The sequence below is a fragment of the Dorea sp. AF36-15AT genome (genome assembly GCF_003477705.1).
Classification (GTDB): domain Bacteria; phylum Bacillota; class Clostridia; order Lachnospirales; family Lachnospiraceae; genus Claveliimonas; species Claveliimonas ammoniilytica.
The window spans coordinates 1-13,212 of sequence record NZ_QUDV01000004.1; the positions used below are offsets into that span (position 1 = coordinate 1).

The 13,212-nt window shown below is 43.3% G+C and carries 11 protein-coding genes and 1 other annotated feature; all 11 genes read left to right on the top strand.

The genetic code is table 11. The features are described from left to right. Positions 1-508: 508 nt before the first annotated feature. The 11 genes from DWZ93_RS07415 (at position 509) to DWZ93_RS07465 (ending at position 13,139) form a co-directional block, all read left to right on the top strand. The gene (locus DWZ93_RS07415) at positions 509-1,696 is read left to right on the top strand and encodes a MalY/PatB family protein (RefSeq protein WP_118383122.1); all 1,188 of its coding nucleotides are present in this window, start codon (positions 509-511) and stop codon (positions 1,694-1,696) included. Continuing rightward, positions 1,689-2,471: an ABC transporter ATP-binding protein gene (locus DWZ93_RS07420; protein WP_118383121.1), complete on the top strand. Its 783-nt coding sequence runs from the start codon at positions 1,689-1,691 to the stop codon at positions 2,469-2,471. The genes DWZ93_RS07415 and DWZ93_RS07420 overlap by 8 nt, the downstream gene beginning before the upstream one ends. A 149-nt stretch (positions 2,472-2,620) precedes the next feature. After that, on the top strand, positions 2,621-3,727 hold the full coding sequence (locus DWZ93_RS07425) for an ABC transporter substrate-binding protein (RefSeq protein WP_118383120.1): 1,107 nt from the start codon (positions 2,621-2,623) through the stop codon (positions 3,725-3,727). 23 nt (positions 3,728-3,750) lie between these two features. Then, positions 3,751-4,512: an ABC transporter permease gene (locus DWZ93_RS07430; RefSeq protein WP_118383119.1), complete on the top strand. Its 762-nt coding sequence runs from the start codon at positions 3,751-3,753 to the stop codon at positions 4,510-4,512. A gap of 112 nt (positions 4,513-4,624) precedes the next feature. Further along, positions 4,625-5,488 (top strand): uroporphyrinogen decarboxylase family protein, encoded by an 864-nt coding sequence (locus DWZ93_RS07435; protein WP_118452586.1) that lies wholly within the window; start codon positions 4,625-4,627, stop codon positions 5,486-5,488. Between the two features lie 19 nt (positions 5,489-5,507). Then, positions 5,508-6,158, top strand: a complete 651-nt coding sequence (locus DWZ93_RS07440) for a corrinoid protein (RefSeq protein ID WP_118383113.1) — start codon at positions 5,508-5,510, stop codon at positions 6,156-6,158. 12 nt (positions 6,159-6,170) lie between these two features. Beyond that, positions 6,171-7,187, top strand: coding sequence for a methylcobamide:CoM methyltransferase MtbA (locus DWZ93_RS07445; RefSeq protein ID WP_118452443.1), 1,017 nt, complete (start codon positions 6,171-6,173; stop codon positions 7,185-7,187). Then, positions 7,180-8,778: an ASKHA domain-containing protein gene (locus DWZ93_RS07450; RefSeq protein WP_118452444.1), complete on the top strand. Its 1,599-nt coding sequence runs from the start codon at positions 7,180-7,182 to the stop codon at positions 8,776-8,778. The genes DWZ93_RS07445 and DWZ93_RS07450 overlap by 8 nt, the downstream gene beginning before the upstream one ends. 113 nt (positions 8,779-8,891) lie before the next feature. Next, positions 8,892-9,104: a binding site (T-box leader), on the top strand. A gap of 111 nt (positions 9,105-9,215) precedes the next feature. Beyond that, positions 9,216-10,655, top strand: coding sequence for a proline--tRNA ligase (proS, locus tag DWZ93_RS07455; RefSeq protein WP_118452445.1), 1,440 nt, complete (start codon positions 9,216-9,218; stop codon positions 10,653-10,655). A 99-nt stretch (positions 10,656-10,754) separates the two neighbouring features. Next, positions 10,755-12,080: a CCA tRNA nucleotidyltransferase gene (locus tag DWZ93_RS07460; protein WP_118452446.1), complete on the top strand. Its 1,326-nt coding sequence runs from the start codon at positions 10,755-10,757 to the stop codon at positions 12,078-12,080. A 72-nt stretch (positions 12,081-12,152) separates the two neighbouring features. After that, positions 12,153-13,139 (top strand): MarR family transcriptional regulator, encoded by a 987-nt coding sequence (locus DWZ93_RS07465; RefSeq protein WP_118452447.1) that lies wholly within the window; start codon positions 12,153-12,155, stop codon positions 13,137-13,139. Positions 13,140-13,212 lie beyond the last annotated feature (73 nt).

Here is a 13,212-nt window from a genome sequence, read left to right on the forward strand (position 1 = left end):
TAGTATATCATCATAAACGATGCTTTGCAATGTGAAAAATGAAGATTACGGTACCGGGTAGAAACAATATAGCATAACTATGTGAACTGATCAAGAACTTTATGTTGAAAAATAAAAATAATTTATGTGAATTAAATAGAAATGTAATATAAGAAAATGGTAAAAGAAAATGCTGATGATATCCATTAGGATTACCGCAAAATGATGATTTAAATGGAACATTTCTGCGCGGAGACTAATTATAATTATCTGCTGAAGTAGCGTGTGTTTATAGATGACATCTATTAATAGATGTGAAAAACCTATTATGCACACTCTCTTAAATTTGATATAATTTTTAATAGAAAAGAAACAAAAGATTTTAAGTTGTCCTTCCCCTAGCTACTTACACGTATGCGGACACCCAGGTGAAAATCATACATGCTATGAGAATGTGGAAAAGGACAATTTTTTTGTGTCTTGTTTTGGAAAATAAAAATTGAATAAAGGATATGCGAGGAGTGGAATGATGGAAGAACTGATATATGTAGATAGACGAAATTCTAATTGTAATAAGTGGGATGGTCAGACGGCAATGTTTGGCGAGGAAGGACTTCACGCTATGTGGGTTGCTGACATGGATTTTAAGATTCCGCAATGTGTTCAGAAAGCATTACATGATTATGTGGATTTTGGAACAGTTGGTTATTATCGGATTCCAGATGGATATTATGATGCATTTATTAACTGGGAAAAGGCACATTTTAATTTCGAAGTGAAAAGAGAATGGCTGCGTTTCGCACCGGGTGTGGTAGCTGCATTTAACTGGATGCTCCAGATTCTGACAGAGCCAGACGAGGCAGTGATCGTAATGACTCCTGTGTATTATCCATTTTTGCAGGCAGTAACAAATAACGAACGTAAGCTGATCACATCGGAACTGGTGAATGAAGATGGTAAATACACGATTGACTTTGAGGATTTTGAAAAGAAAATAATAGACAACGATGTAAAAGCGTTTATTCTGTGCTCACCACATAACCCAGTGGCAAGAGTCTGGACGAAGGAAGAACTCACAAGGATGTTTGAAATCTGTCACAGACATCATGTGTATGTAATCTCCGATGAGATTCATCAGGATTTTGTGTTTGGTGACAAAGTGCAGATACCGTCTTACCAGGCAACAGAGCATTGGGATGAAATGGTTGCGATCACAGCTCCGTCCAAGACATTTAATCTCGCGGGAGGTCAGAATTCATTTATGATCATTGCGGATGAAAAGCTTCGTGCGAGATGGGATGATTTCGCTAAGAGAATCCGTCTGATGACAGGTAATGCGTTTGGGTTTGTGGCTGCGGAGGCGGCTTACAAAGGCGGTCAGGACTGGCTTGATAAAGTAAAGAAGCAGATTGTCGATAACGATCAGTATTTGAGAGAGCTGTTTAAAGAGAATCTTCCGGAGATTGTGGTAACCCCGCTGGAAGGTACTTATCTGGTATGGATTGATCTGCGGGCATATGTGAAGCCGGAAGATACGAGAGAGTTTATACAGAAGAAATGCCGTCTGGCGGTAGACTTTGGAGACTGGTTCGGTGGTGAACAGTTTAATGGATTTATCCGCATGAATCTTGCCACTTCGAGAGAGAATGTAGAGATTGGTGCGAAGCGTATTATGGATGGGATTTTGAAAGAGAGAAAGGCTTTTATACATGAGTAGTATTAAGATTAACAACTTATCATTTGCATATGAAAGTGGCGGCAAATTAATTTTAAAAGATATTAATACGGAGATTGGAGACGGAGAATTTGTCTGCATTCTGGGACAGTCCGGATGTGGGAAAAGTACACTTCTTCGTCTGTTGGCTGGTCTTGAGACGGCAACAGAGGGCGAGATTTTGAATGATGGTGAGGTGATCGGTAGCCCGAGCCTCAACAAGGGAGTGGTATTCCAGGATTACGGTCTGTTTCCGTGGATGACAGCAGGTGAAAATATCATGCTGGCATTGAAACAGAAGTTCCCGAAAAGGGATAAAAAGGAATTAAAGGAAATTGCTATCAACATGATAAAAGCTGTTGGATTGGATGAAGCAGTATATAAGAAGCTTCCGAAAGAACTGTCTGGTGGTATGAAGCAGAGATGTGCAATCGCACAGGCATTTAGTATTGATCCGCCAATCCTGTTGATGGACGAGCCGTTTGGCGCATTGGATGCGGTAACTCGTGCAAGACTTCAGGATTTGATCCGAGAACTCTGGGCACAGGAAGAAAAGAAGAAAACGGTATTTTTCGTAACACATGATGTGGATGAAGCCCTTCTACTGGCGAACCGTATTCTGGTACTTGGACAGTCACCGAGTCATATTATTTATGATGTTACGATTCCGGAAGAACAGCATCCGACTCGTGACACATTGTTTGAAAATATGGAAATGATGAAGCTGCGGATGACATTGATCAATCAGATCAACAAAGATGTAACGACACATATTTAAAATGGTGATGCGTAAGGATGAGCGGAGCTAATTATGGTATATACAGGGACGCCTGTTATATATAATGCGTTATCCGAAAATGAATGGAGTAGCTGACCATCAGATGGGTAATGTGGTAGGTTTATTTATTTTTTAGAAGGAGAAAGATTATGAAGAAGAGAGTATTAGCAATGGTGTTAGCACTCGGCATGACTTTTGGACTTGCAGGATGTGCTGGCAGTGACAAAGCCACAGACACAAGCGACAAGAAAGCAGAATCAGCTGACACAGAATCTAAGGATGAACTTACAACTGTAAAATGGAACTATGGTTCAAGTGGTAACGTTCTGGTAACGATCGCAGAGGAAGAAGGATACTTTGAAGACGAAGGAATCAAGATCGAGCCGGTAGAAGCTACACAGAACATGGATGCTATGGCACTTCTTGCGGCTGGTAAGGTAGACGTAGTATCAAATGCAGGTACATCTAACCCACTTCAGCAGATCGCACAGGGTGTAGACCTTACAATCTTCGGCGGACACATGGTAGAAGGTTGTATGCCGGTTATCGCAAAAGCAGGAACAGAGTGGAACGGTATTGAGTCATTCATCGGTGAGTCTGTGGCTGTAAATCCAAGCTACTTTGCATTCACAGGTGCGGTTATGGATCTTGGATATGACAATCCTCTGGATGTAGTAGATTGGAAAGTATACTCAAGCTATGATGATGCTCTTGTTGCTGTACAGAACGGTGAAGTAAAATACGCTCTTATGGGAACACAGAACAACTATGGTATCAAAGAGCTGGTAGACGCTGGCGAGATCGAGATCGTAAGCTACCAGAGCGAGATCATGGAAAACTACTCTTGCTGCCGTATGGTTGGACAGACAGAGTGGGTAAATGATAATCCTGATACAGTAAAGGCTATAATCCGCGCATTACTTCGTGCTCAGTCATGGTATGAGGCTAATAAGGAAGAGGCTGTTTCTCTGCATGCTAAGAAGATCGGTCAGGATGATGACTATGTTGCAGCATACATGCTGGATGACGAGCATTACTTTGTAAACGTTGATCCACTTAAGAACAGCGTTGTACGTGCATGGGGCATCCTTGACAAGACAGGATACCTTGGTGATGACTGCCAGATCAACATTGAAGATCATATTAACACAGATCTTTATGAAGAAGCTCTGTCTGAAGCGAAAGATGCTTACGGCGATGAGGCACCGGACTTCTACGATGCACAGCAGAAATTCTTTGAAGAAAATGACAAATAGTATATTTTAGGAGAGATGGGTAAATGAAAACGATTACAGGCTTTGTAAAAAAATATTGGATTACAGCGTTGATCTTCGTCGGATTAGTGTTTACATACTACTATGTGGCAGATGTGAAGAAACTGAATCCGTATTTGTTTCCGGCAACGGAAAAGATTGTGACAGCCTTTATGTCGAACAAGCATGAGATGCTGACAAATATGTTCGCGTCATTCAGATTGCTGATCCCATCTGTGATCATTTCTCTGGTGGTAGCAGTTGTGCTTGGTACAATCATGGGAATGAATAAAAAGATTCGTGAAGTGTTGCATCCGGTAATTTATGCATTTAGTGTAATTCCATCGATTTTGTTATCGCCGTTTGTATTGTTGCTGTCACCGAGTTTGTTTTCAGCATCCGTATTTCTGGTTGTATATAATATTGTATGGGCAACATTATTTGCTACAATTACGGGAATCATGACGATCGATAAGCGTTATCTGGATAAAGCAGCTACGCTGGAACTGACAGGGGTAAAGCGCTTTGTGAAGGTAATACTGCCAGCAGCAAGCCCGTCGATTCTGGCTGGATTTGTAAATTCACTGAGAAGTTCATTTGTAATGCTCGTATTCGCTGAGATGTATGGCGGTGGTTCCGGAATGGGTTATTTTGTAAAAAAGAATTCCGAACTTGGAGTATTTGCAAATACCTGGGTTGGATTTGTATTCATGGTAATTGTATTGGTGGTTGTGATGCAGATATTTGAGAAGATAAAAGAACGTCTGCTCAAGTGGACAATCGACTAAAATAATGTGTAGGAATAAGGCGGGTGTCAGTAATGGCATCTGCCTTTGTTGTAGGAAAATGTTTCCTGGTTTGGTATAATTATTATAGTTAATGCAGAAGGCGGTGGGGCTGATGATATCAGATTTTCGTTGTACATTTGATAATGCAATCGGTATTTCTACGGAGATTACAAAAGATTTGAAGCTGTCCTTTCCGGATGCTTATATGCATGCGGATACTATGGCGAAAATCGCACATGCTATGAAGCAGAAAGAAGGAGCAGCTTTTTGCATGCTTCCGTTCTGCCATACAGTAGAAGCAGAAGCGATGGGGGGCATTGTTAATATGGGAGATGGTAATTTGGGTCCGCGGGCAAAGGAATACTGTTGTACCTCTGCGGCAGAATTACTGGAACTTCCGGAAATTGATTGTTCGAAAGGTCGGATTTATGAGGTGCTCAAAGCGTGTCAGAGACTTCGGGAACAGGGAGAGCATGTGGCATTGATGATTTCCGGACCATTTACGATATTCAATGTATTGATTGATCCGAAATATGTCTTTAAGGCAATGCGCAAACAGCCGGAACTTATGCGGGATATCTTTCAAAAGATAGAAAGAGAATTACTAACCTATATTAAAATTGCTGTTGAGTATGGTGTGGATATGATCAGCTATGCAGATTCATCGGGTGGGGTGAATATTCTCGGACCGAAGATGGCAGAACAGGTAGTGATGGATTTTACGTATGACTTTTTGAAAAAGGCGATAGAGTTGTTGGATGGAAAAGCAATGCTGTTATTGTGCCCGAAGACTACTCTTGCGCTGATCGGCACAGAAAAAGCCTGTTATGTGGATCATGAATTGCCGGAAGTGATGCGTTACGGCGAAGCTTGTGTATCATTGATCGGACAAGTTCCAGTGGCAGGACAGATGTGCATTAAGAATATTGATTATCAATTGGAAAATAAAAAGTTTAGAGAAATCAGGCTTTATTAGGCAGAGGGAGGAAAAGCTTATGAGCACAAAGGAAGAACTGTTGAAACGTCTTTCAGAGGGTGTGTTGGAAATGGAAGAGGATGATGTGGCGGAGGCTGCGCAGGAATATATCGATGCGGGATATCCGGCACTGGATGCTATAAACCAGGGATTGATCGATGGAATGAACCAGGCCAGCGAATTATTTGAGGAAGAGGAATATTTTGTAACAGATCTGCTTCTTTGCTCGGATGCCATGTATGCAGGAATTAATGTGCTCCGTCCATATTTGCCGGAAGAAAAGAATGATGTTAAGCATAAATGTGTGATTGGCGTTGTAGAAGGAGATACTCACGATATTGGTAAGAACCTGGTCAAGATTATGTTGGAAACAGCAGGTTTTGAAATGATCGATCTTGGCAGGGATGTTCCGCTGCAGAAGTTCGTGGATACCGCGAAGGAAAGAGAAGCGGAATTGATCTGCCTGTCTACGCTGATGACAACTACCATGCCTGGAATGGAAGAAATTATTCATCTGCTGGAAAAGGAAGGACTCCGTGACAAAGTCAAAGTTATGATCGGAGGCGGACCGGTTTCACAGAATTATGCGGATAAGATTGGTGCAGATGGATATTCAACGACAGCTGTAGAAGCGGTTAAATTAGCGAAACGTCTGCTGGCAATTGCATAAGAGGGAATAAAAGTGAATCCAAAGAAACGATTAAAAATGAGCCTGAACGGAGAGCGCGTAGATCGTCCGCCGTGTATCTGTCCGGGTGGAATGATGAATATGGTTACGGCAGAATTGATGGAACGGGTGGGAATCTATCTTCCTGAGGCGCATACGGATGCCAGGAAAATGGCGAATCTTGCGAAAGCAGTATATGAGCAGGGCTGTTTCGAAAACTGTGGTGTTCCATTCTGCATGACTATTGAAGCGGAAGAAATGGGAGCGAGGGTGGATCTGGGTTCTCAGATATATGAACCGCATGTGGTAAAATATGCGATTGATTCAGTATCTGATTATGAGAAACTGTCGGGGATCGATCTGACAAAAGGCCGTGCGAAAGTAGTGCTGGATGCAATCGGAATATTAAAAGAAGAAGTGAAAGATATGCCGATCATCGGTAATCTCACTGGACCAATCAGTACGGCGAGTTCAGTTATTGAGCCAGTCGTATTTTATAAAGAATTGCGCAAAAAAAATGCAGAGGCACATGCGTATATGAATTTTGTGACCGAGCAGCTGATCGCATTTGGCAGGGCGCAGGTGGAAGCGGGTGCAGATGTCATTACAATCGCGGATCCAAGCGGTACCGGAGAGATTCTCGGACCACGATTTTTTAAAGAGTTTGCAGTGAGGTATATTAATCAGCTGCTGGACGGACTGGCAGATTTGCATGTGGAGACGATCGTGCACATTTGCGGACACATGAAGAATGTATACAAAGAAGTAAGTGAAGTGCACAGCAATGCATTGAGTTTCGATTCAGCGGTGCCGATGATGGATGCGAGAAAGAATCTGGCTGACCGTGTGCTGATGGGAAATGTCAGTACCTATACGTTAGAGTTTGGCAGTGAAGAAGCAGTCAGGAGACTGGCTGGGAACTGCATAAAATGTGGCTCTGATATTGTGTCACCTGCGTGTGGACTCGGCATGAGTTCCCCACTTCGCAATATTCAGGCACTGCTTTCAAGTGTGGAGGAATCTGATGGCTAGAATTGAGATCGTAAATGATGGAACGGTCAGAGAGTGTGCAGAAGGTGCAAATCTGTTGGCAGAATTACTGCGGGCAGGAGCATTTGTGGATAACCCATGCAATGGAACAGGTATATGTGGAAAATGCAAAGTGCGAATTGTAGATGGAGAGGTGTCGAAAGTATCTGCGACAGAACAGAAATTACTCAGTCAGGAGGAACTGACACAGGGTATCCGTCTGGCATGTATGACATGTGTTTCCGGTGATATTCAGGTTGAATTGCTGCAAAAAGAACGGAAGCATAAAGTTCTGACAGAAGGATATGTTCCAGAATTTACTCGTGATGAGCATGACAGAGGATATGGTGTTGCAATTGATATCGGAACGACAACAGTTGTTACGTCGCTGGTAGAACTGGCGAGCGGAAGAGAGATTACATCCGCATCTATGATCAATGCGCAGAAGCATTTTGGATTGGATGTGCTGACACGGATCACTTATGAATATGAGCATGCAGAAGAGGGGATTGAACACCTCAGATGTGCAATCGTGGATTCTGTAAATGATATGCTTGCACAGGTGTGCAGGGACGCAGGAATTTCAACAGAAGAGATTCTGGAAATAGATATAGCAGCTAACTGTACCATGATGCATATGTTGTTGGGAACGGATGCCAGAAGTATCGGGCGTTCCCCATATCAGCCGGTGTTTTTAGAAGCGCAGAAGCGCAGTGCCGGTGAGATCGGTCTGCACGCTGGTATGGATAACAGCGCGCTGGTATATTGTCTGCCGCAGGTATCTGCGTTTATCGGTGCGGATATTGTGGCAGGAGCCTATGTATGCGAACTGGAAAAACAGGATGGGAATGTTTTGTTTATTGATATAGGAACAAACGGCGAGATCGTTTTGTCACAGAAGGGAAGATTATTGTGTTGCTCTTGTGCGGCAGGACCGGCACTGGAAGGTATGAATATCAGTTGTGGAATGCGGGCGGCAGAAGGCGCTATTGAAGATGTGAAGATCACAGAGCGTGGAGTAGAGTTTACCTGTATTGATGGAAAAGAACCGGTGGGTATCTGCGGAAGTGGAATTCTGGCAGTGCTGAAAGAACTGATCCGGATAGGACTTGTCAGAAAAAATGGCGCATTTGTCAAAAAAGAAAATATTCCTGAAGAAGATTACCGTTATCCGATGATACGCATGAACGGAAAAAAGAGAGAATTCTTGATATGCGAGGCACCAGAACTGGTGGTGACACAAGGAGACATCAGACAGGTACAGCTTGCAAAAGGTGCGATTCTGTCAGGCTTTCTGGCGTTGTTAAATAAAGCCGGGATTCGCATGGAAGAACTGGATAAAGTGATGATCGCAGGACAGTTTGGCGCACATCTGCCGGCTGAATCATTAACGGGAACGGGTATTCTGCCAAAAGAAGTGGAGAATAAAATTATCTATGTGGGTAATTCATCCAAGACCGGTGCATATATGACATTACTCTCTGAACAGGTGAAGGAAGAGATGGAAGGGCTCGCTGAACGAATGGAATATATTGAACTTGCGGAGACGGAGAATTATGAGAAGATATTTGCCGAGAGTATGCGGTTTGTATAGACAGAGTAGAACTTGGAATTTAATCCTCACTTCACCCCTTGACAAACATCTGTCTTTCTATTAAAATTACGTTTAATGAAAATATCTGCTGGTAATGATAGTTACAGAAAGCAGAGTTGGTGTTGAAAAGGACTAGTAATCGTGAGGACGTTCCACAGAGAAGAGATTGTTAGCTGAGAGATCTCCGAACCGAGAGACGGTGAACCTGCCTTGGAGCCTCTGTATGAAAGTACAGCGTATGCATTGGCGTTAACGATGTGAAGAGAGAACTGCAGCTACATATGCAGTTAATTAGGGTGGTACCGCCGAATATTTCGGTCCCTTAGCGGGGACAGAAGTGTTCGGCGTTTGTTTTTTGTATAACAAAAGTCACGAAGGAATCCCCCTCAACAAGCAGTGGAGCAAGGGCTCTGCGAAGAAAGAAAAGGAGAAGAGATATGGCTAAGGAAAAAATGGTAAAGAACATTACTTCGAGAGAAGAGAATTTTGCACAGTGGTACACAGATGTAGTACGCGAAGCAGAGCTTTGTGATTACTCTAGTGTAAAGGGATGTCTGAATTATCTGCCGAACGGATATGCGATCTGGGAGCTGATTCAGTCAGATCTTGACAGAAGATTCAAAGAGACTGGTGTAGAGAATGTATCATTGCCAATGTTGATTCCAGAATCATTATTAGAGAAAGAAGCAGATCATATTGAAGGATTTGCACCGGAAGTAGCATGGGTAACTCACGGTGGAATGGAGAGACTTCAGGAGAGACTTTGTATTCGTCCTACATCAGAGACTCTGTTCTGTGATCTGTGGGCAAGAACTGTAAAGTCTTACAGAGACCTTCCAAAGGTATGGAATCAGTGGAATTCCGTTCTTCGTTGGGAGAAGACTACAAGACCATTCCTTCGTTCCAGAGAGTTCCTGTGGCAGGAAGGACATACCATTCATGCAACATATGAAGAAGCAGAAGAACGTACCATTCAGATGTGGCATGTATACGAAGACTTTTATAAAGAAACTATGGCTATTCCTTATGTGTCAGGAAGAAAAGCAGAGCATGAGAAATTTGCCGGAGCACAGGATACTTATACAGTAGAAGCACTGATGCATGACGGTAAGGCACTGCAGTCTGCTACCAGCCACTTCTTCGGTAACGGATTCCCGGATGCATTTGATATTAAATACGTAGATAAGAATAACCAGCTGCACAGTGTATATGAGACTTCCTGGGGATTATCCACAAGAAGTATCGGAGCACTGATCATGGTACATGGTGATGATGATGGTCTTGTATTACCACCGCATCTTGCACCGGTTGAATGTCGTGTGATTCCGATTGCACAGCACAAGGAAGGCGTGCTTGACAAAGCAAATGAACTGTTTGCTGAACTTAAGAAAGCCGGATACAGAGTGAAGATCGATGATTCTGAGAAGAGTCCGGGATGGAAATTCTCTGAGCAGGAGATGCTTGGTATCCCGACACGTATCGAGATCGGACCGAAGGATATTGAGAATAATCAGGTTGTAGTTGTACGTCGTGATAACCGCGAGAAGATCGTAGTATCTATGGATGAAATCGCAGTGAAATTGCGTGAGATTCTGGAAACTATCCAGAATGATATGTATAACAGAGCGAAAGACTTCCTGGATACTCATATTTACACAGCAACCAGTCTGGATGAGATGAAGGAAGAGTTTACTAAGAAACGTGGATTTGTAAAGGCATGCTGGTGTGGAGATCCGGAATGTGAAGGCGAAGTGAAGTATGTAACCGGCGGAGCAGCTACCAGATGTCTGATCGAAGACGAAGAATTTGTATCTGACAAATGTATCTGGTGTGGTAAGCCGGCGAAACACATGGCATACTGGGGCAAATCATACTAAAACGTATTCAAAGATATGTTATGGGAAAAGGGCTGTTTGAAAAAACAGCCTTTTTCTTTTATAATGAAATAAACATGATGAAATGAGAGGAAAAGTTACATGGTTGAAATACATATCCCTGAAAAAGTAAATAAGATCATTCATACACTTCAGGAACATGGTTATGAAGCGTATGCAGTAGGTGGGTGTGTGAGGGATTCGTTTCTCGGAAGGGAACCAATGGATTGGGATATCACGACATCTGCGATGCCGGAGGAAACAAAGGCATTATTCCCACATACATTTGATACAGGGATCGAGCATGGAACAATCACGGTGCTTCTCGATCACGAAGGCTTTGAAGTGACAACCTATCGTGTGGATGGCAAGTACGAAGACAGCCGTCATCCGAAAGAAGTTATATTTGTCCGCAATCTGCAAGAGGATCTGCTGCGCCGGGATTTTACTATTAATGCGATGGCGTACAATGAAAAAGAGGGGCTTGTAGATATCTTTGGCGGTATGGATGATCTGAGAGCAGGCATCATCCGATGTGTTGGTAATGCGCAGGCGAGATTTTCAGAAGATGCACTTCGTATCTTGCGGGGAATCCGTTTCGCAGCGCAGCTTGGGTTTGAACTGGAAGATGAGACCAGAGAAGGCATGCGGCTGCTGGCACCGACGCTTAGGAAGATCAGTGCAGAACGAATCCAGGTAGAACTGGTGAAGACATTGACTTCGTCAAGACCGGATCTGCTGCGGGAGGCATGGAAGCTTGGCATTACAAAAGAATTTTTGCCGGAATTTGACCTCGCCATGGAGACAACGCAGGAGACTGTTCATCATATGTACACGGTGGGCGAGCATATCCTGCATACACTGCTGGAGGTAAGACCGGATCGGATTTTGCGTCTGACGATGCTTCTCCATGATATAGGTAAGCCATATATGAAGACAATGGATGCAGATGGAGTTGCGCATTTTAAGGGACATCCAGAGAAGAGCAGTGAGCTGGCCAATGAGATTCTGCATCGGCTGAAATTCGATAATGATACGATCCGTAAGGTGACGAAGCTGGTGCGTTATCATGATCACAGGATGCCTGTGACTCCTGCACATGTGCGCCGTGCGGTTCATGAGATTGGAGAAGATCTGTTCCCGCTTTATCTCGAGGTGCGCCGTGCGGACGTGGCGGCACAGAGTATGTATCAGCACAAGGAAAAAGTTGCTGATATTGACGGCGTGGAAAAACTCTATCATGAGATTATGGAGAGAAAGGAATGCGTGTCGTTAAAGATGTTGGCAGTGACAGGTAAAGATTTGATTGCTGCCGGAATGAAACCGGGAAAAGAGATTGGTCAGATGCTGGAACATTTTCTGGATCTGGTGCTGGAACATCCGGAACTTAATCAGAAAGAAGAGCTTTTGAAGCGGATAGAGTTATAAGTATAAAGTCATAATAATCCCCCTGCCCTCATACATTGAAAAGAATGGATTGTGAGGTGCGGGGGGATTGTTATGCAGGAATATGAACTGAAAATACTGGATCGCTATGCTTTGAATGTGAAAAGCACCCGGAGAGTCAGGGGTGCATTTTTTTGCGAGGCAGAGGAGGGATTGTTCCTGCTTAAAGAGGCAGGAATATCCGAAAAGCGGGCAGACGCATTATATAAATTAGGGGAAATGTTGATTGCAGCCGGATATCGGGGAATTGATCAGTTGAAGCCGAATGTGGAAGGCGGACTGGTCACCGTCTCAGAAGAAGGCGGACGCTATCTTGTGAAGCGGTGGTTCTCAGCCAGGGAATGTGATGCCAGAAGGACCAGAGAACTTATGATGGGAGCAAAGAATCTTGCAAGACTTCATCTTTTAATGCGTGAACCAACAGATGGTGTGACCATGCAGGACGAAAGTCTGAAACAGATATATGAACGTCATAACAGAGAGCTGCGGAAGGTGAGAAGCTTTGTGCGCAGCCGCAGGACGAAGGATGAGTTCGAACTCCGGTTTCTTCAGGAATATGAGGGCTTGTATCAGTGGGCAGAAATTGCTATGGAGGTACTGCTTGAATCCCGATGTGAGGAACTGTATCAAGACAGTCTGCGCGAGAGGGTAATGGTTCACGGAGAATATAATTATCACAATATTCTGATCTGCACAGACGGAATCGCGACAACGAATTTTGAAAAATTCCGTATTCATGTGCAGATGGAGGATTTTTATTATTTTCTAAGGAAGACGATGGAAAAGCATGAATGGGACGCGAGATTATTTGATCATATGATGAATGCATATAGTGCAATCTGTCCGGTAACTGACCGGGAAATGGAATATCTGAAAGCCCGGTTTATTTATCCGGAAAAATTCTGGAAGATTGCAGGATCATATTACAAATCCAACAAAGCATGGACATCTGTAAAGAATGTAGAAAAGTTCCAGATGTCTGTATCACAAATGAAAGAAAAGGAAAAACTACTGGAAGAAATATTTGGTTTTCACAGGTAGTGGAAAACCTCGATAAATCCCATGAAATAAGGGATTTCAGACTTTATTTCCTTGACAAGGATATGGAAAACTG